The following is a 21,565-nucleotide window of genomic DNA, read 5'->3' as shown; positions in this document are numbered from 1 at the left end:
GATTGCGAAATGCTCTACAACGCCATTTCCAGCTCGGTCTCCTTGGCGAAGCGGTGCAGTTCCCGTTGACCGGTGGCCGTCAATTGCAAGGCTCTTGAGTCGTTGGGCAGCGTCAACCAGCCGGATTGCATGAACAACTGCAACAACGCCGCACCGAGTGAGCCGCCCATGTGCGGCCGACGCTCGCTCCAGTCCGGGCAAGCGCACGCCACCTGAACATTGCGATGGGCCAGCGCCTGAATGAACACACCACGCCCGGCCAGCAATTTTGCGCCCTTGTGGGTCACCACGACGCGTTGCTCAAGCTGTTCGATCCAGCCGGCATCGAGCAGGCGCTGATACAGGTCCGCCGCCAGCGTACCGCCGAGGTGGTCATCGCAAAAACGCGCGCGCAACAACGAGGACGGCGCGTTTTGCGGTTTGGCCATGGGGGTGCTGCGTTTGAAGACCTCGGGGATTTCCCGTGGAGCACTGGCGATGGTGGCGCTGGCCAACGCGTCTATCGCAGCGCCGACCTCCGGTGCCGCAAGACGGAAAAAGCGTTTGCGACCACGGACTTCGACCTTCAACAGACCACCCGTGGATAGCCGCGCCAGATGCGCACTGGCCGACGACGGCGACAGCCCTGCCAGTAGCGCAAGCTCCTCGGTTTGCCGGGCCGAGCCATCCATCAACGCCCACATCATCGCGCTGCGCTTGGGGTCGGCCAGCAACGTGGCGATCTGGCTGATGCAAGGTGCATGTTCCATGTGTTCACTCCCTGTTGAATCGTATCGTCTACTGCTCGGAGACATCTTGGCCGCTAATGAGGCATCGGCCAAGACGCGAAAATCGCCATGAACCGGGGCGAGGCAAGCCACTGACGCAGCCTGCTCCGGCACAGAACCCGCAGCAGTTGCGCGACCGTCACTCGAAGACTGGCGACGCGGTGCAAGGGTCTCCGGTCCGGGGTGTCGGTGCTGGCGTGAGGCGGGCGCTAGTATAAGCGGGTTAGCCCGCGCGTCCTGCGCCGGGGCCTGCGCAGGTGGTGATTGTTCCTGACAGAAATTTCTCTATTTACCTGCGACTAATGATCAACTTCCGAAAAAACGGGAAATTGACTACTCAATTCAGCGCATCGGCTGGCGAGCATTTCCCTCAGAAGGTTCACCGGCTTACTCAATTGGGCGCGATGGGCGCACAACAAATTCAGCGGTGCGCGCTCACAAAGCAACTCCGGCAGCAGCACTTTGAGACGCCCGGCGAGCACATCGGCGCCCACGTCCAGCCACGACTTGTAGGCAATCCCGGCGCCGGCCACCGCCCACAGACGCACGACATCGGCGTCATCACTGAATCGATCGCCACTGACGGTCAGGCCGACTTCGCGTTTGCCGTCGTGAAAACTCCAATGGTCATGCACCCGGCTGCCGAGCATGTACAGCAGGCAGTTGTGCTGGGCCAGTTGTTCGAGCTGACGCGGTTCGCCGTGTCGAGCCAGGTATGCCGGGGACGCGCACAGCACGCGACGGTTGTGCGGTGCGATGGGCAAGGCGATCAGACTGGAGTCTTCCGGCTCGCCGTAACGCAAGGCGATGTCCACGGGTTGGCGGAACAGGTCAGCGATGCGGTCGCCGAGCAGCAAGCGCACGGTCAGTTTCGGGTGCTCGCGCTGGAACTCGTCGAGCCAAGGCAACAGAAGATTGCGACCAAAGTCCGAAGGCGCCGACAACTGCAGCACACCACTGACCTGATCCTGGCCGCTGGCCAACAAGCGCCGGCCTTCATCGAGGTTGCTCAGCGCCGCCCGTGCGTATTCAAGAAAGCCTTCGCCTTCGGCCGTCAGGCGCAAACTGCGGGTCGAACGCGCGAGCAAACGTGCGCCGAGTTGCTGTTCGATGCGTTTCAACGCCGCACTGGCCACGGCCGCCGACATGTCCATTACCCGCGCTGCCGCCGACAGACTGCCCAGATCCGCCGCCCGGACAAACAACTGCAAGTCATCGAAACGCAGCATGCTCAGCCTCGATTATCAAAAAAATATTGAAAGAGACTGCTCTTTTAGCCGGTTTTATCTCGCAGAGAAATAGCTAATCATCGCTCCATCGCATTCATCCCGCTTCTCTGGAGCCGAGCATGTCCCAGCCCTTCACCGCAATCGCCACCCTGATCGCCAAACCCGGCCAACAGGATCTTCTCGAGCAGGGCCTGCGCGCCCTGGTTGAACCGAGCCGCGCCGAAGACGGTTGCAGCCAATACGACTTGCACCGCGACCTCGCCGACCCGCAGGTGTTTTATGTGATCGAACACTGGGCCAGCGAAGCGATTCTTGAGGCGCACAACGCCAGCGCGCACTTCCAGCATTTCCAGGCAACGGCTGGCCACGCCATCGAACACTTCCAGCTCAAGCGCCTCGGCGCGATTGCCTGATTCCTTCTTCTATTATCTGTACGGAGCCATTCATGAAAGCCATCGCCTATTACGCTTCCCTGCCGATCAGCGACGCCAAATCCCTGCAAGACATCGAACTGCCAGAACCGGTCGCCGGCCCGCGCGATGTGCTGGTGGAAGTCAAAGCCATCTCGGTCAACCCGGTCGACACCAAAGTGCGGCAGAACGTGGCACCGGAAAACGGCGCGGCGAAAGTGCTGGGCTGGGACGTTGCCGGTGTGGTCAAGGCTGTTGGCAGCGACGTGACATTGTTCAAGGCCGGCGACAAGGTTTTCTACGCCGGTTCCATCGCCCGTGCCGGCGGCAACAGTGAGCTGCACGTAGTGGATGAGCGCATCGTCGGTCATATGCCGAAATCCCTCGGTTTTGCCGAAGCCGCGGCACTGCCGCTGACCGCGATCACCGCGTGGGAATTGCTGTTCGAACGTTTGCAGATTCGCGAAGGCAAAGCCCAAGAAGACCAGAGCTTGCTGATCGTCGGTGCGGCCGGCGGGGTTGGCTCGATCCTCACGCAACTGGCCAAGCAACTGACCGGTCTTAAAGTCGTCGGCACTGCATCCCGCGAGCAGACCCGCGACTGGGTCAAAGCGCTGGGCGCTGATCTGGTCATCGATCACAGCCAGCCGCTGAGCGAAGAACTCAAGCGCGCCGGGATCGACAGCGTGACTCACGTCGCCAGCCTGACCCAGACCGACCAGCACCTGGATCAACTGGTCGAAGCGCTGGCGCCGCAAGGCAAACTGGCGTTGATCGACGATCCGAAGTTGCTGGACGTGAGCAAGCTCAAGCGCAAGAGCCTTTCGCTGCACTGGGAGTTCATGTACACCCGCTCGCTGTTCGAGACGCCAGACATGATCGAGCAGCACAAACTGCTTAACCGCGTGGCGCAGCTGATTGATGCCGGGACGTTGAAGACCACGGTGGGCGAGCACTTCGGCACGATCAATGCGGCGAACCTGCGCCGCGCCCATGAGTTGCTGGAAAGTGGCAAAGCCAAGGGGAAAATTGTTTTAGAAGGTTTCTAAGATCAAAAGATCGCAGCCTTCGGCAGCTCCTACAGGGGCTGCCGGAGGTTTTTTGCCGTCAGTCAGATGCTTGACCGTTGTCACAATTGCGATCGTATTCAGGTCTACAATCGAAGCCTCTGCGATACATCTTTTACGCAAGGGAGGTCAGCAATGAAGATCCTGATAAAAGAAGTGGCAAAGTCTCAATGGCAGGTTCGTCTGGACCAACACGCCGTGACATTCCGCAGTGAAGCCGAAGCCTTGGCCTTCACCCGCACCCTCGAAGCGCGACTTTGCGCGCCCCATCAGATTCCCGACCGCAGCCAGCAGCGCGCCGCCGGCTGAGGGTTTTTACGCCTCGGCCTGAGCTTGTGCCAGTGCACGGGCATTCTGCAGACGGCGGGTGAGCAGCGCCACGCACACCACCAGCAAACCGCACAGGCTGATGACCGTGGCCATCGGCACGGCGGTGCCGTCATGCAACACGCCCACCAGCGCCGATGCCCCGGCAGCGACGCTGAATTGCATGCAGCCGAGCAGCGCCGAAGCACTGCCGGCCCGTGCGCCCTGCCCGTTCATTGCGCAAGCGGCGGCGTTGGGGCTGATGCAACCCAGGCTCGACACGCAAATGAACAGCGGAATCAGCAGCGGCCACAAGGATTCGGTATGCATCGCGCTGACCGTGAGCAACGTCAGCCCGGCGGCGAAATACACCCAAACCGCCCGCGACAGCAGAAACGCCGGTCCACGCTTGGCCAACAAGCGCGCATTGACCTGCGCGACCAGAATGAAGCCCGCCGCGTTGGTGCCGAACAGCCAGCCGAAGTGCTCGGCCGGCACGCCATACATTTTGATGAAGATAAACGGCGAGCCAGCGATGTAAGCGAACATCCCGGCGATGGCGATGCCACCGGTCAGGGCATGGCCGAGGTAAACCCGGTCCTTGAGCAAGCGCCCGTACTGACGCAGTGCGCCGGACAACGGCTGACGCGGCATGTGCGCCGGCATACTTTCCGGCAGGCCCAGCGCCACGGCCAATCCAGCCAGGGCACTGAACCCGGTCAACACCAGGAAGATCGACTGCCAGCCTGTGGTGTTGACCAGCAGACCGCCGAGCATCGGCGCCAGAATCGGCGCCAGACCCATCACCAGCATCAATTGTGAAAAGACTTTCGCCGAGCCTACCGCGTCGCACTTGTCGCTGACCACCGCCCGGGAAATCACCATCCCCGCACAGCCGCCCAAGGCCTGGACGAAACGCGCACCGATCAGCCATTCGAGGTTTGGCGCATAAGCGCAGGCCAGAGAGGCCAGGGTGAACAGCGTAAGCCCGACGAGCAACGGGATACGTCGGCCAAAGCGATCCGCCACCGGCCCATAAGCCAGTTGGCCGATGGACAGGCCAGCAAAATACGCCGCCAGCGTCATCTGCACGTGTTTCTCGTCGGTGCCGAACGCCAGCGCCATCGAGGGGAAGGCAGGTAAATAGAAGTCGATCGCCAAGGGCCCGAAAGCGGTCAAGGCACCGAGAATCAGAATGGTACGGAAGTTCATCAGGCATCCAGGTTGGCAAGTCAGCAGCCCGACAGTCTAGCCGCGCCCGAACGCCTTGAACATTCCGATAGCTCGCTAACTATAAAAACAGCAAAAGATCGCAGCCTTCGGCAGCTCCTGCGTTGGAATACGTCTGCTGTGGGAACTGACGAAGGTTCGGGCCGCGTCGGACGATCTTTTGCTTCTATGAGGCCAGTTTGACGGCATAGCCTTCTTCGCTGATGGCTGCGATCACTTGCTCGGCGCTCAGCGCACTTTCGACACCAACCTCTTTCGCCGCCAGATCGACGCGCACGCTGGCTGCCGGATCCCTGGCCTGCACGGCGTTGGTGATGGCTTTGACGCAGTGACCGCAGGACATGCCTTGAACGTTGAACACTTGCATGGAATGACTCCTTTGAGTGAGGTTGCCGGCAGTGTCGAGCTTGCCACGATGGCAAGGTCAAGTTCTTGAATAAACTGCCGGGCTGGCAATCGGCGCCGCGCTCGGCCAAGCTGCGTACATCAATGACTCGATTCAGGAGATTCAGCCATGCGCTGGTCAGCTTTCAGCCTGTTTGGCTTTCTCAGCCTCTTTGCCACCGTTCCTCAAGTACAAGCTGTCGGCGAGGATTACGGCGTTCTGATCATTTCCCGCGAGCGCCTGGAAGTGGCAACCTCCTGCGAAATCGGTGTGTATATCCAGGATCAGCTGTCGGCACGCCTGTTTCAGGAACAGAGCACGTCTTTCAACCTGCCACCGGGCACTGTATCGCTGCGTCTGAAACTGCTGCCGGGGCAAGTACCGGGTTGCAATCCAGGCTTGCTCGCACCGGGCTCGCAGGAAATAAAACTGCAAGCGGGCGATGTGCAGAAGTACCGGATCGCGATGACACAGGAAGGCATGTACCTGAAGCGCGCCGATCTCGGCTATTGAGCGCTAGCCAAAAGATCGCAGCCTTCGGCAGCTCCTACAGGGATTGCATTCCAATGTAGGAGCTGCCGAAGGCTGCGATCTTTTGCTTTTGAGATTGGCGCTTGACCTTGCCCGCATGGCAAGGTTGATCCTTGTAGGCATCTACTACAGGGAGTACGACCGATGTCCGATTCCATCACGTTCGATCTGCCGATTGCCGGCATGACCTGCGCCAGTTGCGCCGGCCGTGTCGAGCGGGCGTTGAGCAAAGTCAGCGGCGCCAGTTCGGTCAGCGTCAACCTCGCCACCGAGCAGGCCCGCGTACAGGCGCCGGGCGACAGCCTGCCGGCCTTGATGGAGGCGGTTGAACGCGCCGGGTACAGCGTGCCGCAGCAGACCCTCGAACTGAACATTGACGGCATGACCTGCGCCTCCTGCGTCGGTCGCGTCGAACGTGCCCTGAACAAAGTCCACGGGGTGAAAAGCGTCAGCGTCAACCTGGCCAACGAGCGCGCGCACCTCGAATTGCTCGGTCAGGTCGACCCGCAAGCCCTGCTCGACGCCGTGAGCAAGGCCGGCTATTCGGCCAGCGTCTGGCAAGCCGAACAACCCCAAACCGATAACCAGCAACAGAAGCTCAAGCATGAGCGCTGGGCGCTGATCTGCGCCATCGCCCTGGCGCTGCCGTTGGTGGCGCCTATGTTGCTGCAACCGTTCGGCATCCACTGGATGCTCCCGGCCTGGGCGCAATTCGCCCTTGCCACTCCCGTGCAGTTCATTTTCGGTGCACGCTTTTATGTGGCGGCGTGGAAGGCCGTGCGCGCTGGCGCCGGCAACATGGACTTGCTGGTCGCCCTCGGCACCAGCGCCGGTTACGGCCTGAGTCTTTACGAATGGGCCACCGCTGCCGGGCGCATGCCGCATCTGTATTTCGAGGCGTCGGCGGTGGTCATTGCCTTGGTGCTGCTCGGCAAATATCTGGAGAGCCGCGCCAAACGTCAGACCGCCAGCGCCATCCGCGCGCTGGAAGCCTTGCGTCCGGAGCGGGCGATTCAAGTGATCGACGGCCGCGAGCAGGATGTCGCCATCAGCGCCTTGCGCCTCAACGATCTGGTGCTGGTCAAACCCGGCGAACGCTTTCCGGTCGACGGTGAAGTCATCGACGGCCAGAGCCACGCCGATGAAGCACTGATCAGCGGCGAAAGCCTGCCGGTGCCGAAGCAACCGGGGGACAAGGTCACCGGCGGCGCGATCAACGGTGAAGGGCGCTTGCTGGTGCGTACTCAGGCGCTCGGCGCCGAGACCGTGCTGGCGCGGATCATTCGTCTGGTTGAGGACGCTCAAGCCGCGAAAGCACCGATCCAGAAACTCGTGGATAAAGTCAGCCAGATCTTTGTACCGACCGTGTTGTTGATTGCTTTGGCGACGCTGGTTGGCTGGTGGCTCTACGGCGCACCAATGGAAACGGCGCTGATCAATGCCGTCGCGGTGCTGGTCATCGCCTGCCCGTGTGCACTGGGGCTTGCCACGCCGACGGCGATCATGGCCGGCACCGGCGTAGCGGCGCGTCACGGGATTCTGATCAAGGATGCCGAAGCCCTGGAACGCGCCCATGAAGTCAGCAGCGTGGTGTTCGACAAGACCGGCACGCTGACCTCCGGCACGCCGCGCATTGCCCATTTCCGTGCAGTGAATGGCGATGAAGACGCGCTGCTGAAACTGGCCGGCGCGCTGCAACGCGGCAGTGAACATCCGTTGGCCAAAGCGGTACTCGATGCCGCAGCGGAACGAGGCCTGAACGTGCCGGATGTCAGCGACAGTCAATCGCTGACCGGTCGCGGCATTGCCGGCAGTCTTGAAGGCCGGCGTCTGGCGCTGGGCAATCGGCGGATGCTCGAAGAAAGTGGTTTGAGCGCGGGCAACCTGAGCGAATCTGCCCAGACGTGGGAGGCCGAGGGCCGCACCCTGTCGTGGTTAATCGAACAAAGTCCGGAGCCGAGAGTGCTCGGTTTGTTCGCCTTCGGCGACACCTTGAAACCCGGTGCGCTGGAAGCGGTGCAACAGCTCTGCGCCCGGAATATCCACAGCCATCTGCTGACCGGCGACAACCGTGGCAGCGCGCGCGTCGTCGCCGAGGCTTTGGGCATCAGCAATGTCCACGCCGAAGTGCTGCCGGCGGACAAAGCCGCGACCGTCACCGAGCTGAAAAAAACCGGCGTGGTCGCCATGGTCGGTGACGGCATCAACGACGCCCCGGCCCTCGCCGCTGCCGACATCGGTATCGCCATGGGCGGCGGCACCGACGTGGCCATGCACGCGGCGGGCATCACCCTGATGCGCGGCGATCCACGGCTGGTACCGGCGGCGCTGGAGATCAGCCGCAAGACCTACGCGAAGATCCGTCAGAACCTGTTCTGGGCCTTCGTCTACAACCTGATCGGCATTCCACTGGCAGCCTTCGGCTTCCTCAATCCGGTGCTGGCCGGTGCAGCCATGGCGTTGTCGAGCGTCAGCGTGGTGAGCAATGCGCTACTGTTGAAAACCTGGAAACCCAAGGACCTGGAGGAACACCGATGAACATCGGCCAAGCGGCCAGACACAGTGGCCTGAGCGCGAAAATGATCCGCTATTACGAGTCGATCGGCCTGCTCAAAGCAGCGCATCGCACCGACAGCGGTTACCGGGTCTACGGTGACGACGACCTGCACACCCTGGCTTTCATCAAGCGCTCGCGGGACCTGGGCTTTTCGCTGGAAGAGGTCGGCAAACTGCTGACCCTCTGGCAGGATCGCCAACGGGCCAGCGCCGATGTCAAAGCCTTGGCCCGCCAGCACATCGACGAGTTGAACCAGAAGATCCGCGAACTCGGTGAACTGCGCGACACCCTGCAAGACCTGGTCGAGCACTGCAACGGCGACCATCGCCCGGACTGCCCGATCCTCAAGGAACTGGCGTCGGGCTGCTGCGTGCAACCCGCCCGCGCTTGAGCGCAAGCACTTTGATCAGCAACAACGTACTGAGCGGAATGCCGTGGAACAGCAGGACCACGGCACCCGGCGCCCACCACGCGTAGAACGGCGCAGCAATCAGCATGCCGATGCCGAATCCGGTCATTTGCAGCAAAGTCAGCACGCTGAAAATCGGCAGACGCAATTGCTCGGGCTCACGCTGCAGACGCGACATCAGCCCCACTTCGGAAAAGCCGTCGCCCAGCCCCGCCGGCAAGGAAAACAGCAACAGACCATAGAGGCTGTGTTGCTGGAACATCAGGATAAAGCCGCAAGACATCAGCGCCACGCCGAAGAAAAATCGTCGCTCCAGATGGATGTTGTCCGAGCCGTTGAGACGGCTGGCGATTCGCGCGCCCAGCAGTTTGCCGCTGGCCCATACTGCGAGCATCAGCCCCAGCGTGGTACTCGCCGACTCCGGCGTAAGCAGTTTGGAGATGATCGGAAAGCCGACATTGTGCGCGGCGCTGCCCAAGGTGTCGGCCATGGTGACCGCAAGCATCGCGGCAATCACCGGCGCAGCACGCAGGCCTTGCTTGAGTGCTATCCATTCGCCGCGTTCGGGTTCGTTGTTGACGGTCGCGGGGGCGAACCGCAGCGGCACAATCAACAACGCCGCGAGCAGGTAGGTCAGCGCATTCAGGGCGAACACCGTTTCAAAGCCAAACCCCGCCACCAGCAAACCTGAAACCAGACTGCCGCCGACCATCGCGGCGGATGAGGCGGAGGTGATCCAGGCGTTGGCCTTGAGCAATTGATCGGCGGGGATCAAACGAGGCAACTGGCTGTTGAGGCCGATGGCGAACATTGAATTGCCCAGGCCCAGACCGAAGGCGATCACCGGCAACAGCAAGGCCTGCTGGCTGACAGGCACAATCAGCAACAACCCCAGCACGCTGGCGCGCAGCAGATCGAACGCGATCAGCGGTGCGCGGCCACTGCAGCGGCGGTAAAACGCGGTGCCGATCAGACTGGCAAAAATCCCCCCGCCGACACGGCTGGCGAGAAAAATCCCGACGCTCATGGCGCTGTTGCTCAGCAGGTAGACGTAGGTGGCCAGCGCAACCATGTTGAGGAAGGCGCCGAAATCGGAGATCAGTCGGGCGGTGACGATCAGGTGGGTGTTGCGCGGGGTGGTCACATTCAGTCCTTGAGTGTGGTTGGAGCGGTGGACAGTAGACGTGAATTTGCAGGGATCCGAAAGAGCCCTCACCCTAACCCTCTCCCAGGGGGAGAGGGGACTGATTGGGGGATGCTGCGGAGATACGCCGACCTGAAATTTCTTTACCGAATCCAAACAGGTCCAAATGCTGACCTCATCCAATCCATAATCGACCCGGTGTTTCAGGTCGATGTAAGACGCAAGACAGCGCGGTCGGCCCCCTCTCCCTCTGGGAGAGGGTTGGGGTGAGGGGCTTTTCTGAGTATCAAAAAAAACCCGGCCGAAGCCGGGTTTCTCGTCAAGCGATCACTGCATCCACGGGGGTGGCGGGGGCTCTTCGGACTTGCCTTTCGGCTCGTCATCCGCCGCACGGATGGCCTGCTTGCGTTCCTCGTCGAGGCGCGCCGCTTCGATCTCGCGCAATACCCCGCCAACGTCGGCCAGGTCTTCCGGATCATCGAACTCACCGGTCAGCACACTGTTCGGGTGCAAGGTGCCGGCTTCGTACAACGCCCACATTTCCTTGGCGTACTTGGTCTTCTTCAACTCCGGGGCAAAGCGCCCGAAGTACGAAGCCATGTTGCCGACATCGCGCTCCAGCATGCTGAACGCGTGGTTGTTGCCGGCAGCGTCGACGGCTTGCGGCAGGTCGATGATGACCGGGCCGGTCGGCGTCAGCAGCACGTTGAACTCCGAGAGGTCACCGTGCACCAGACCGGTACACAACATCAGCACGATCTGCGAAATCAGGAACGCGTGATACTCGCGCGCCTGATCCGGCTCCAGCACCACGTCATTCAGACGCGGCGCCGCATCGCCGAACTCGTCGGCCACCAGCTCCATCAACAGCACGCCGTCGAGGAAATCGTAGGGTTTGGGCACCCGCACACCGGCACCGGCCAGACGGAACAGCGCCGCCACTTCGGCATTCTGCCAGGCATCTTCGGTCTCCTTGCGACCGAACTTGGAGCCTTTCGCCATCGCGCGAGCCTGTCGGCTGTTGCGCACCTTGCGGCCTTCCTGATACTCGGCCGCCTGGCGGAAACTGCGTTTGTTCGCCTCCTTGTAGACCTTTGCGCAACGTAACTGATTGCCGCAGCGCACCACATAAACAGCTGCTTCTTTGCCACTCATCAGTGGGCGCAGCACTTCGTCGACCAGACCGTCCTCGATCAGGGGTTCAATGCGTTTTGGAGTCTTCATCAGCTTTTATTGTGGGTCCTTTATTACCAAACACGCGAATGTCACTCGTTATACGGCAATCCTCGCATCACGGGGAGGGGTTGCCGACCTGTGAACGTTGAGAATGCACACACTGTGCCGGATTAAACAGGGCCAACTCTGCGCTCGCGCATCGACCGTGGGGAATCATAGCTGAGGCCGTTGGACTTGTTGGTACATGTCTTCAAGGGCATTTGCGACAGAATCTGACATCCGGGTGATGCCCCTTCGGCAGATTTTTTCCAAGTTGCCTCAATTTCCCTGTTTTGCAGCCGAAGCCCTCAATGACAGAGGGATTTGTCCGGCAATCGTTCCACAACAATCAGCGATGCCGCGCTCGGGGACACGGGTGATCCACAACGTTTTCGGCTGCCAATAAACCACAAGTCATCTGCACTGCGTGGGCCTACAAGAAAATCTGGAGCGCGGATGAACATAAAACAGAAATTGACGTGGGCGTTTGCAATCATCGCCTGCTTGCCGGTGGTGCTGGTCGCAACGCTGGTGGTGATGAACCTGCGCAGCGATGCCCGGGACAGTTTTGTCGACAGCAGCGGTCGCGAGATTCGTCAGGTCAGCAATGCCATGCAGCTGTTTTTTGACGGTATCAGCCAGAACGTCGATTACCTGGCATCGCAACCGCTGATCAAAAACACCGACGACAGCCTCAAGACCTACATGAGCGCCAACGCCGAAACCATCCCGCAGGGCGAGATGGACAAAAAGGTCTTTGCGTTCCTGCAGGATCTGGGCAACGCCCACCCGGCTTACGCCTATGCCATCGTCGGCACCGCGGCTGGCGGTTATGTGTCGTGGCCGGACGACCCCAAACTCAATAACTACGACCCGCGCCAGCGGCCGTGGTACAAGGCCGCCCAGGCCAAACCGGGCAAGCCGTTGCGGACCGCCGCTTACTACTGGGCGCAGGACGATGCGACCTACGTCAGCACCGTGCGCACCATCGACAACAAACTCGGCAGCAACGGCGGCGTGGTCAGCATCGACGTGACGCTCAAGCAACTCACCGAGATCGTCAAACAGATCAAACTGGGCGAAACCGGCTACCTGATGCTGCTGGAAAACAGCGGCACGGTGCTGGTCGATCCGAAACAGCCGGAACATAATTTCAAGCCGCTGGACAGCCTCGGCGAAGGCTATGCACAACTGGCCAAGGCCGGCAAAGGTCTGGTCGAAGTCGAGCTTGACGGCGAACGCTACATGGCCAACGTCTGGCCGTCGGAGCAATTGGGCTGGACCTTCGTCGGCCTGATCAAGCAAAGCGATGTGATGAGTTCGGCCACGCAACTGACCTGGCTGATCGCGATCATCGCCGCCGTACTGGCCGTGCTGTTCGCCGTGGTCGGGGCCAGTTTTGCCAGCCTGATCGTGCGTCCGATCCGCAGCGTCGCCAGTGGTCTGGAGGGCATCGCGCAGGGCGAAGGCGACCTGACCAAAAACCTCGACATTCGAGGCAACGACGAAACCGCGCAACTGGCCAACTGGTTCAATCAGTTCCTCACCGCGATCCGCAGCCTGATTCAGCATATCGGCGGCGCCGCCGGGAAAATCCTCGCGACCTCGCAGAGTTCGACCCGCGTCTCAAGCGACATGGCCGAAGCCGCCGGGCGTCAGCGTGAAGCCGTCGACATGGTCTCGACCGCGTTCCACGAAATGGTCGCCACCGCCAACGAAGTCGCACGCTCGTGCAGTCAGGCGGCGGACTCCGCCGACAGCGGTCAGCGTCAGGCTCGCCAAGGCCAGCAGCAGATTGATGCGGCGGTTCACAGCGTCGATCAACTGAGCCAGGAGCTGGAACAATCGGCGCAGTCGATGCAGCAACTGGAGCGCGACAGCAACGATATCCAGTCGATCCTCGGCACCATCCGCTCCATCGCCGAGCAGACCAACCTGCTGGCGCTCAACGCCGCCATCGAAGCGGCGCGCGCCGGTGAGCAGGGCCGCGGTTTTGCCGTGGTCGCCGATGAGGTGCGTGCGCTGGCCAAGCGCACGGCGGATTCAACCGCGGAAATCGACGGCTTGCTTGGCAATCTGGCCAAGCGCACCAGCCAGGTCACGCAACAGATGCACGCCAGCCTGGAGGTGTCGCAGCAGTCGGTGACGCGCATCGGCGAGGCGCGGGAAAGCTTCGGGCAGATCCGCGAGTCGGTGGACGTGATCCGCGACATGAACACGCAAATCGCTACCGCCGCTGAAGAACAGCATCAGGTGGCTGAGGACATCAACCGGCACATCAGCCAGATCCACGGTGATGCGCAGTTGGTGGCGGAACTGGCCAACTCGGCGCGTCTGGATTCGCAGAGTCTGGCGGGGTTGTCGAATGAGCTGGATGGGTTGGTCAGACGGTTTCGTACCTGAACCTCAAAAGCCCCTCACCCCAGCCCTCTCCCTGAGGGAGAGGGGGCTGACCGAGGAGTCTGGCGTTATGCATCGACCTGAAATACCGCGTCGATTATGGATTCTGTAAAGCAAGATCAGGTCGGCGTAACTCTGCAGCATCCCCCAATCGGTCCCCTCTCCCTTTGGGAGAGGGTTAGGGTGAGGGGCTCTTTCAGCGTCAGCGTTCGATGATGGCGGTGACGCCCTGCCCGCCCGCCGCGCAGATCGAAATCAGGCCCCGGCCCTTGCCGGCAGCGTCCAGCAACTTCGCCAGGTTCGCGATGATGCGCCCACCAGTGGCGGCAAACGGATGCCCGGCCGCCAGCGAACTGCCCTTCACATTGAGTCGGCTGCGATCGATCGAACCCAGCGGCGCGTCGAGGCCCAAGCGCGTTTTGCAGTATTCGGGATCTTCCCAGGCCTTCAGCGTGCACAGCACCTGAGCGGCAAAAGCCTCGTGAATTTCGTAGTAGTCGAAGTCCTGCAAGGTCAGCCCGTTGCGTGCGAGCAATCGCGGCACGGCGTACACCGGCGCCATCAACAGCCCTTCAGCGCCGTTGACGAAATCCACCGCCGCGGCTTCGCCGTCACGCAGGTAAGCGAGGATCGGCAAACCGCGTTCCTTGGCCCACTCCTCACTGCCGAGCAGCACCACAGACGCGCCATCGGTCAGCGGCGTGGAGTTGCCCGCCGTCAGCGTGCCTTTCGCGCTTTTTTCAAAGGCCGGTTTCAGCGTCGCGAGTTTTTCCAGGGTCAGTTCCGGGCGCAGGTTGTTGTCGCGGGTCAGGCCAAGGAACGGTGTCATCAAGTCGTTGTGCCAGCCCTCGCTGTAGGACGCGGCGAGTTTGTGGTGGCTGTCGAGGGCCAGTTGATCCTGATCTTCACGCGGGATCTGCCAGGTCTGCGCCATCAGCTCGCAGTGCTGGCCCATCGACAGGCCGGTGCGTGGTTCGCCATTGCGTGGAAATTCCGGGATCAAGTGTTGCGGCCGTAACTGCAGAAAGGTTTTCAACTTGTCTCCAGTGGTCTTGGCGCGGTTGGCTTGCAGGAGAATTTTGCGCAGGCCTTCGCTGACACCGATCGGCGCGTCTGACGTGGTGTCGACGCCACCAGCAATGCCGCTCTCGATCTGGCCGAGGGCAATCTTGTTCGCCACCAGGATCGCCGCTTCCAGTCCGGTGCCGCAGGCTTGCTGAATGTCATAGGCGGGCGTGGCCGGCGACAGACGCGAGCCGAGCACGCATTCGCGGGTCAGGCTCATATCTCGTGACAATTTCAGCACCGCGCCCGCCACCACTTCGCCAATGCGCTGGCCGTGCAGGTTGTAGCGTTCGATCAGGCCTTCGAGGGCGGCGGTGAGCATCGCCTGATTGCTGGCCGTGGCGTACGGCCCGTTGGAACGGGCGAAAGGGATACGGTTACCGCCAATGATCGCGACGCGGCGCAGCTGACTCATGAATAACTCCTTGTTGAATATCTGGATTCACAGAGAATCCTGTGGGAGCTGGCTTGCCAGCGATGGGGCCGGCACATCCAACCTCTTCAGTGGCTGACACTCCGCTATCGCCGGCAAGCCACCTCCCACAGGGTCAGTGGTCTACTCTGCTGTTCTAGCGTAGGCCTTATTGCGTGGATCGAACGATTGATTGCCATCGGTAGTCCACACTTTGAACCCCAACTTCTGGAGAGCGTTCCATGTCTGACCGCTATATCGACTTCGCCAACTCGTCCCTCGGCCATCGGCTGGTCGGGGCGCTGGGCCTGCCGTCGCCGGTGCGACTGGAACGCTGGCAGGCCGGGCGCCTGCGGCCGGTGGAAGGGGCACTGCTGATCGGCGGCGGGCCGCTGGCCGAACGCATTAGTGCATTCGCCAACCGTTTGACCGACGGCATCTACCGCTACGGCGAGCAACCGGCGAGCGCCACCGAATGGATTCCCGGCCACGGCCCGAAACTCAAAGCCGTGGTGTTCGACGCCAGCGAATTGCTGCACACCGACCAGCTCAAACAGCTGCGCGAATTCTTCCAGCCATTGATGAAGAACCTTGAGCACAGCGCCCATCTGGTGATTCTTGGCCGTGCCCCGGAAACCCTCGGTGATCCGTTTGCCGCCAGTGCGCAACGAGCGCTGGAGGGGTTTTCCCGTTCGCTGGCCAAAGAGCTGCGCAGCGGCGGCACGCTGCAACTGATCTACGTCGGTGAAGGCGCCGAAGATCAACTGGAAGGCCCGCTGCGGTTTTTCCTCTCGCCGAAAAGCGCGTTCGTGTCCGGCCAGGTGATTCGCCTGACGGCTTGTGCCACGCCAGTCACTGACTGGACACGGCCGCTGGCCGGGCGCAAGGCGCTGGTCACCGGCGCTGCTCGCGGTATCGGCGCATCCATTGCCGAAACCCTCGCTCGCGATGGCGCCGAGGTGATCCTGCTCGACGTGCCGCCGGCGAAGACCGATCTGGAAGCCCTCGCCGCCCGCCTCGGTGGGCGCGCGATCACTCTGGATATCTGTGCCGCCGACGCCACCACGCAACTGATCGAACAACTGCCCGACGGCCTCGATATCCTGGTGCACAACGCCGGCATCACCCGCGACAAAACCCTGGCCAACATGACCCCGGAATTCTGGGACGCGGTGCTGGCGGTCAACCTCAACGCGCCGCAAGTGCTGACCCAGGCACTGCTCGACAGCGGCACGTTGCACGACAACGCGCGGGTGATTCTGCTGGCCTCGATCAGCGGCATTGCCGGTAATCGCGGGCAAACCAACTACGCCGCGAGCAAGGCAGGGCTGATTGGTCTGGCGCAAGCCTGGGCGCCGACGTTGCTGGAACGCGGCATCAGCATCAACGCCGTCGCGCCCGGCTTTATCGAGACGCAAATGACGGCACACATTCCGTTCGGCCTGCGCGAGGCCGGGCGACGCATGAGTTCGCTCGGTCAGGGCGGTTTACCGCAAGACGTCGCCGAAGCGGTCGCGTGGCTGGCGCAACCGGGCACCGGCGCGTTCACCGGGCAGGCGCTGCGGGTCTGTGGACAAAGTGTTCTGGGGGCTTAGGCATGAGCATCGAATGGCATACGCTGGATCGCGAACCGAGCCTGCCCGGGCTGTACGCACGGGCGGCGACGCGACGCAAAATCACCGGCACCCGGTTGCCCGACAGCGGCTTGCGCTGTTGGGTCGATGTCGATGGCAAACAATTGGCGGACTACCGCAAGGTCTGTGGGTTCGCCGATGACGGTCTGCTGCCACCGACGTATCCGCATATCCTCGCCTTCGCTCTGCAGATGCAGCTACTCACCGCCAGAGAATTTCCGTTCCCGCTGTTGGGATTGATTCATTTGAGCAACCGCATTCGCGTGTTGCGCCCGATGGGCGGGATCGCTCGGGCGCAGGTGAGCGTACGCGTGACCAATCTGCAAGCGCATCCCAAAGGCGCAACATTCGATCTGCTGACCACGCTGGATGATCAGCTCGGGCCGTTGTGGGAAGCCGAAAGCCAGATGCTCTGTCGCGGCGTGAAGCTTGAGGGCGAGCCGGTCGAGCAGACCTGGGAGCCTTCGCAATCGCTGGTGGAGGTGGCGCGCTGGAAAGCCTCGGCCGATATCGGCCGGCAGTACGCCAAAGTGTCCGGAGACTACAACCCGATTCACCTGAGTGCGGCCAGCGCCAGGTTGTTCGGTTTTCCAACCGCCATTGCCCATGGCTTGTGGAACAAGGCGCGGACCCTCGCAGCCCTCAGCGATCACTTGCCCAAGGCCAACCTCGAGATCGCCGTGCACTTTCGCAAACCGGTGCGTTTGCCCAGTGAGGTGACCTTACTGGCGAGCGCCGCAGGGTCCAGTGGTGAGTTGCGGCTGATCGGTGCGCAAGATCTGGAACACATGGTCGGGCAGTGGCAACCGATTGCCTGAGCACTCGGGACACCATTAATTGTGTGTATATAACTTAAGTGTTCGCCGTCCTTCCCCCCTCCACTGAAAAAACCAGGGCCTTGATTATCAAGGCCTTTTTTTGTCCGGCTATATCCTGGGTATTAGTCCTTAGGCGCTGAACTTCACCTTATATATAAAGGCGTTAATACCAACTTGAGAATGGTCTGAAACCGGCCCCTGGACTGAGATTGAGCACAACGGGCGAAGGCATCACCGACGACAGATCGGCGAGCCATCGAAGACAACGAACGTTGTGACAGGTGCAAGGAATCTCAATCATGAAAACTCAAGGCATGTGGTGCAAATCGGCAATCGCTCTGGCATTGATTCTCTCCCTTGGCCTCACCGGCTGCAGCAGCGGTGGTGGCGGTCATAAAAGCAGTTCCGGCAGTTCTTCGGCGGACGGTACTGCAGGCACTGGCGGCACCTCGGGTACTGGCGGTACGGGTGGCAGCGGTGATACAGCGGGCACTGGCGGCACCGGTAACACAGGTGGTACTGGCGGAACCGGTGGTACAGGTGGCACCGATCCGACCAATCCAACCAACCCGACAGACCCAACGGATCCTACCAATCCGACCAATCCAACCCCTACTCCCCTGGTGACCACCACGCTGGTGCAGGATGTCGGTAATACCGTCGCGGGTGTCGGCGATGGCGTGGGCCAGATCGGCGACTCTCTGAGCACCGTACCTGTCGTCGGTGGCGTAGTGCAGAGCGCGGCCAACACCGCTGGCAATGTCGTCAGCACCTTGGGTGACGGCGTCGCCAATGGCGTTGGCAAACTGGCCACCGATCCTAACGGCCTGACCACCACCGTGGCTTCAGTTGGCGGTGTAGTGACGGATGTCGGCAACGGCGTCTCCGACCTCAGCGCCAAGCTGTCCACTGCGACTGGCAGCGTTCCGGTGGTGGGCGGTGTGGTGACCAAAGTCGCGCCGCTGCTCGATGGCGTCGGTGAAAAAGTCACCATGCTCGGCAATACCCTCGACACCACATTGACCAGCGGCCCAACCAGCCAACTGACGAACAAACTCGGCGGTAGCCTGGTGCCGGTGATCGCGATGGTCGAAAGCACCACCGACAAACTCGGCGCGACCACAGGTCTTGGCGATCCACTCAAAGGCGTGGTTGCGCAAGTCGGCGGCGCAGTGAACACCCTGGGTGGCAAGGTCACCGATGCGGGTAACGGCAACGCCTTGACCAATACACTCGGCGGCGCGTTGAGCAATACCGGTACCGCGGTCGGCAAGGCTGGTGGTCTGGTGTCCAACGGCACTGGTTCGGGTACTGGTGGAGTGGGTGGTGGTTTGGGCGGCGGCCTCGGTGGTACTGGCCTGCTGCAAACGGTCGGCGGCGCGGTGGTCAACGTCGGCGCTGGCCTGAATGCCGGTAATACCAATGGCGTGGTCAGCGCAGGTGGCGTTACCGCTGTCGGCCTGGGTAATACCGTCGCTTCGCTCAACACTGTACTTGGCGGATCGGGCACCCCGATCACCGCAACCACCTCACCTCTGGCCACGGTTGGCGGAGCGTTGGGGGCAGGCCTGAACCCGGTCACCAGTGCTGTTACCAACGTGACCCAACAAGTCGGCGCAGCTACCGGTATCGGCTCCCCCGTCGCAGGTCTCACCGGCCAGGTGGGCGGTGCGGTCAGCAGTATCGGCAACACCATTGCTGCGACCAACAACCCGGTCACCACCGCAGTCGGGGGCCTGGTCAACAACGTCGGCGGCACGGTCACTGCCGTCGGGGGCCTGGTCAACGGAGGTACCAGCGGGGGTACCACAGGTGGCGGTCTGGGCGGAGTACTCGGTGGCCTGACTGGCACCCTGGGAGGCAACAAACGCTAAATTGCACCTGGCCGATTCGACGGCCTCACCTACAGCGCCTACGCTTGGTTGAGGGCGGAAGATTCCCACGAGTCTTCCGCCTTTTTTCTTAGGAAAATTCAGCCCAGTGCCGTGATCTGACCATGGAGTGTCCTATGCGCGTAATGGCATCCCTGCTATTCCTCAGTCTCAGTTCCACCGCCCTCGCCGACACCCTGCCCAGCTTTCTCAACAGCAACGAAACCATCCGCAATCTGCCGGTGCCGAACCTGCCGGCCGACGCCTATCGCCCGAGCGCCACACCGGTGCAAGTGCCGGACGCCGGTGCCGCCGCTGCGCAACCGCTGTTGATGGACACTAAAATCAATCTGCAAACCGTGCAGATCGAAGGCGGCACCCTCTACCCGCTCAACGAACTTGCCGAAATCTATAAGCCCCTGATCGGCCGGCAAGCCACGCTCGCCGAGCTGATCGAAGCCACGCGCAACATCACCCGGCGCTATCAGCAGGACGGCTATTTGCTGTCCTACGCGTTCTTGCCGCAGCAAAATTTCAATGACGGCGTCGCGCGCGTGGTGCTGGTGGAAGGTTACGTGCGCGATATCCAGATCCAGGGCGATGTCGGTCGGGTCAGAGCCTTGCTCGACAAACTGGCGGCGAAGATCCAGGCCGAACGGCCGCTGACCCGCAAAACCTTCGAGCGCTACACCACACTGATGACGCGCATCCCCGGCGTGACGATCCAGGCCCAGGTGCCACCGCCCGGCACCACCGACGGCGCCACCACCCTGGTCGCCCAGGCCAGTCGCAAACCCTTCACCAGTACGCTGAGCACCACCGAAGACAACCGCAACGGCACCCAGGCCCTACTCGGCGTCAGCAGCAATTCGCAAACCGCGATGGGTGAGCAACTGACCCTCAGCGGCCTCTTTCCGCCGGGTGACGATCACGAGCATTACTACCGCCTCGACTACAACCAGTTCATCAATGACGAAGGCGCACAACTGGCGCTGTCGGCTTCACGCTACCGCGCAGACCCCGGCACCAATGTCCTGCTCGACAATGGCCTGCAACTCAAACCGCACCGCGAAAACGACCGCTACTCGATCGGTTTCACCTTGCCGCTGATTGCCGCCTCCAACGAACTGCTGACGGCCGGTTCAAGGCTTTACGCGGTCAACGACAAGACCCGCTACAAGGTGGTCGGCTTCCCGCTGAGTGTCGAAGAACGCACCGACATCCGCGCCCTCGCCTTCGAAAGTGACTGGCGCAAGGCCGATGCGCGCCAACTGCGGATCCTCAGCGGCGGCGTGTACCAGGGCCTCGACAGCATGGGCGCGAAAAGCAATAACAACGCCATCGACCTCGACTTCTTCCGCCTGCGCGTGTCCGGCGTGCAGAGCGACAAGTTCTTCGATAATTGGCAAGGGGTTCTGTCGGCCGCGTTGTACTGGAGCGACGACAGCCTGCCCGACAGCGAGCGCGCGGTGTTCGGCGGGCAGAACTTCGGTCGTGGTTATCCCGACGATCAAGCATCCGGCGACAAAGGCTGGGGCGTGGCCTACGAGGTCAACTACAGCTTCAACCGCGACGGCAATTGGGTACGCATCCTGCAACCCTATGTCGTGCTCGATCGCTCGCGCAGCTGGTTCAATGAACTGCCGGTAAAGGCCAACAATCTGTCATCGGCGGCGGTCGGGTTGCGGTTTGGTGATGCCAAGTACTACAACATTTCGCTGGAAGCGGCGAAGGCGATGTCGGACGAAGCGCTGGACACGTTTAATCGCCGGACGCGTTACAGCATCAGTTTCAGTTATCAGTTGTAAGCCGAAACACCCAGGAGGCTTCTGCAGCGGCGGGTGGAGTGTACAACCGGCAGAACTGAGTCGGATTGCAGGCAACCTTCGCTGGAAGGCTCGCTCCCACAGTTGAACCGGGTGCACCCAGAGAGAAATTGGCCGGCTGTCAGGCCGCCATCGCGAGCAAGCTCGCTCCCACAGTTGAACCGGGTGCACCCAGAGAGAAATTGGCCGGCTGTCAGGCCGCCTTCGCGAGCAAGCTCGCTCCCACAGAAAAGCAAAAGCGACCCACGCCGCTCCTGCGCTTTTCACCACTCAACAGGATGAGCGTTAG

At 61.6% G+C, this 21,565-nt stretch carries 18 protein-coding genes and 1 pseudogene; 12 read left to right on the top strand and 7 right to left on the bottom strand.

Translation table 11 applies throughout. The features are described 5' to 3' along the window. Positions 1-14 precede the first annotated feature (14 nt). Together M9827_RS02035 and vimR are read right to left on the bottom strand one after the other, a co-directional pair. Entirely contained in the window at positions 15-749 is a 735-nt protein-coding gene (locus M9827_RS02035) for an ArsR/SmtB family transcription factor (RefSeq protein ID WP_250603058.1), read from the bottom strand. Between the two features lie 317 nt (positions 750-1,066). After that, positions 1,067-1,996 carry a transcription regulator VimR gene (vimR, locus tag M9827_RS02030; RefSeq protein ID WP_250603057.1) on the bottom strand — a complete coding sequence of 310 codons (930 nt, stop codon included), beginning with the start codon at positions 1,994-1,996 and terminating at the stop codon, positions 1,067-1,069. 119 nt (positions 1,997-2,115) lie between these two features. On the opposite strand from vimR, the gene M9827_RS02025 reads away from it, so the two are divergent. The 3 genes from M9827_RS02025 to M9827_RS02015 all read left to right on the top strand — a co-directional run bounded on the left by M9827_RS02025 (position 2,116) and on the right by M9827_RS02015 (position 3,782). After that, on the top strand, positions 2,116-2,409 hold the full coding sequence (locus tag M9827_RS02025) for a putative quinol monooxygenase (RefSeq protein ID WP_095122020.1): 294 nt from the start codon (positions 2,116-2,118) through the stop codon (positions 2,407-2,409). Positions 2,410-2,441: 32 nt separating this feature from the next. After that, the gene (locus M9827_RS02020; protein WP_250603056.1) at positions 2,442-3,455 is read left to right on the top strand and encodes a zinc-binding alcohol dehydrogenase family protein; all 1,014 of its coding nucleotides are present in this window, start codon (positions 2,442-2,444) and stop codon (positions 3,453-3,455) included. Between the two features lie 153 nt (positions 3,456-3,608). Then, complete coding sequence (locus tag M9827_RS02015) at positions 3,609-3,782, top strand: hypothetical protein (protein WP_007914687.1); 174 nt, start codon at positions 3,609-3,611, stop codon at positions 3,780-3,782. A gap of 6 nt (positions 3,783-3,788) precedes the next feature. Here M9827_RS02015 and M9827_RS02010 read toward each other — a convergent pair whose 3' ends face one another. Together M9827_RS02010 and M9827_RS02005 are read right to left on the bottom strand one after the other, a co-directional pair. Continuing rightward, positions 3,789-4,991, bottom strand: a complete 1,203-nt coding sequence (locus M9827_RS02010; RefSeq protein ID WP_250603055.1) for a multidrug effflux MFS transporter — start codon at positions 4,989-4,991, stop codon at positions 3,789-3,791. 184 nt (positions 4,992-5,175) lie between these two features. Then, positions 5,176-5,376: a cation transporter gene (locus tag M9827_RS02005; protein WP_250603054.1), complete on the bottom strand. Its 201-nt coding sequence runs from the start codon at positions 5,374-5,376 to the stop codon at positions 5,176-5,178. A 147-nt stretch (positions 5,377-5,523) separates the two neighbouring features. On the opposite strand from M9827_RS02005, the gene M9827_RS02000 reads away from it, so the two are divergent. The 3 genes from M9827_RS02000 (at position 5,524) to cueR (ending at position 8,873) form a co-directional block, all read left to right on the top strand. Next, the gene (locus M9827_RS02000; RefSeq protein ID WP_250603053.1) at positions 5,524-5,907 is read left to right on the top strand and encodes a hypothetical protein; all 384 of its coding nucleotides are present in this window, start codon (positions 5,524-5,526) and stop codon (positions 5,905-5,907) included. A 162-nt stretch (positions 5,908-6,069) separates the two neighbouring features. Further along, entirely contained in the window at positions 6,070-8,463 is a 2,394-nt protein-coding gene (locus tag M9827_RS01995) for a heavy metal translocating P-type ATPase (RefSeq protein ID WP_250603052.1), read from the top strand. Further along, entirely contained in the window at positions 8,460-8,873 is a 414-nt protein-coding gene (gene cueR, locus M9827_RS01990) for a Cu(I)-responsive transcriptional regulator (protein ID WP_123448499.1), read from the top strand. The genes M9827_RS01995 and cueR overlap by 4 nt, the downstream gene beginning before the upstream one ends. Here cueR and M9827_RS01985 read toward each other — a convergent pair. Both M9827_RS01985 and M9827_RS01980 read right to left on the bottom strand, forming a co-directional pair. Continuing rightward, on the bottom strand, positions 8,827-10,035 hold the full coding sequence (locus tag M9827_RS01985; protein WP_250603051.1) for an MFS transporter: 1,209 nt from the start codon (positions 10,033-10,035) through the stop codon (positions 8,827-8,829). The genes cueR and M9827_RS01985 overlap by 47 nt on opposite strands. 327 nt (positions 10,036-10,362) lie before the next feature. Beyond that, entirely contained in the window at positions 10,363-11,259 is an 897-nt protein-coding gene (locus M9827_RS01980; RefSeq protein ID WP_090281144.1) for a PA4780 family RIO1-like protein kinase, read from the bottom strand. Positions 11,260-11,706: 447 nt separating this feature from the next. Here M9827_RS01980 and M9827_RS27925 point away from each other — a divergent pair. Both M9827_RS27925 and M9827_RS27920 read left to right on the top strand, forming a co-directional pair. Continuing rightward, positions 11,707-12,795, top strand: a pseudogene (locus tag M9827_RS27925) (cache domain-containing protein); the annotation flags it as partial. A gap of 90 nt (positions 12,796-12,885) precedes the next feature. Next, on the top strand, positions 12,886-13,653 hold the full coding sequence (locus tag M9827_RS27920; RefSeq protein ID WP_414871699.1) for a methyl-accepting chemotaxis protein: 768 nt from the start codon (positions 12,886-12,888) through the stop codon (positions 13,651-13,653). Positions 13,654-13,852: 199 nt separating this feature from the next. On the opposite strand, the gene M9827_RS01970 is transcribed toward M9827_RS27920, so the two are convergent. Then, the gene (locus M9827_RS01970; protein ID WP_250603049.1) at positions 13,853-15,130 is read right to left on the bottom strand and encodes an acetyl-CoA C-acetyltransferase; all 1,278 of its coding nucleotides are present in this window, start codon (positions 15,128-15,130) and stop codon (positions 13,853-13,855) included. A 239-nt stretch (positions 15,131-15,369) separates the two neighbouring features. Between M9827_RS01970 and M9827_RS01965 the strand changes: the two genes are divergently transcribed. The 4 genes from M9827_RS01965 to M9827_RS01950 all read left to right on the top strand — a co-directional run bounded on the left by M9827_RS01965 (position 15,370) and on the right by M9827_RS01950 (position 21,258). After that, positions 15,370-16,722, top strand: a complete 1,353-nt coding sequence (locus tag M9827_RS01965; protein WP_250603048.1) for a 3-oxoacyl-ACP reductase — start codon at positions 15,370-15,372, stop codon at positions 16,720-16,722. Between the two features lie 2 nt (positions 16,723-16,724). Then, a complete protein-coding gene (locus M9827_RS01960; protein WP_250603047.1) occupies positions 16,725-17,579 on the top strand; it encodes a MaoC family dehydratase in 855 nt (284 codons plus the stop codon). Between the two features lie 299 nt (positions 17,580-17,878). Beyond that, entirely contained in the window at positions 17,879-19,453 is a 1,575-nt protein-coding gene (locus tag M9827_RS01955) for a collagen-like triple helix repeat-containing protein (RefSeq protein ID WP_250603046.1), read from the top strand. A gap of 134 nt (positions 19,454-19,587) precedes the next feature. Continuing rightward, complete coding sequence (locus M9827_RS01950; RefSeq protein ID WP_250603045.1) at positions 19,588-21,258, top strand: ShlB/FhaC/HecB family hemolysin secretion/activation protein; 1,671 nt, start codon at positions 19,588-19,590, stop codon at positions 21,256-21,258. The last annotated feature ends 307 nt before the right edge of the window (positions 21,259-21,565 follow it).

It is taken from the genome of Pseudomonas sp. AKS31 (assembly GCF_023634765.1).
In the GTDB taxonomy this organism is placed as follows: Bacteria; Pseudomonadota; Gammaproteobacteria; order Pseudomonadales; family Pseudomonadaceae; genus Aquipseudomonas.
Note: the sequence above shows the minus strand (reverse complement) of the source record. Positions and strands in the feature narration are given on the sequence as shown.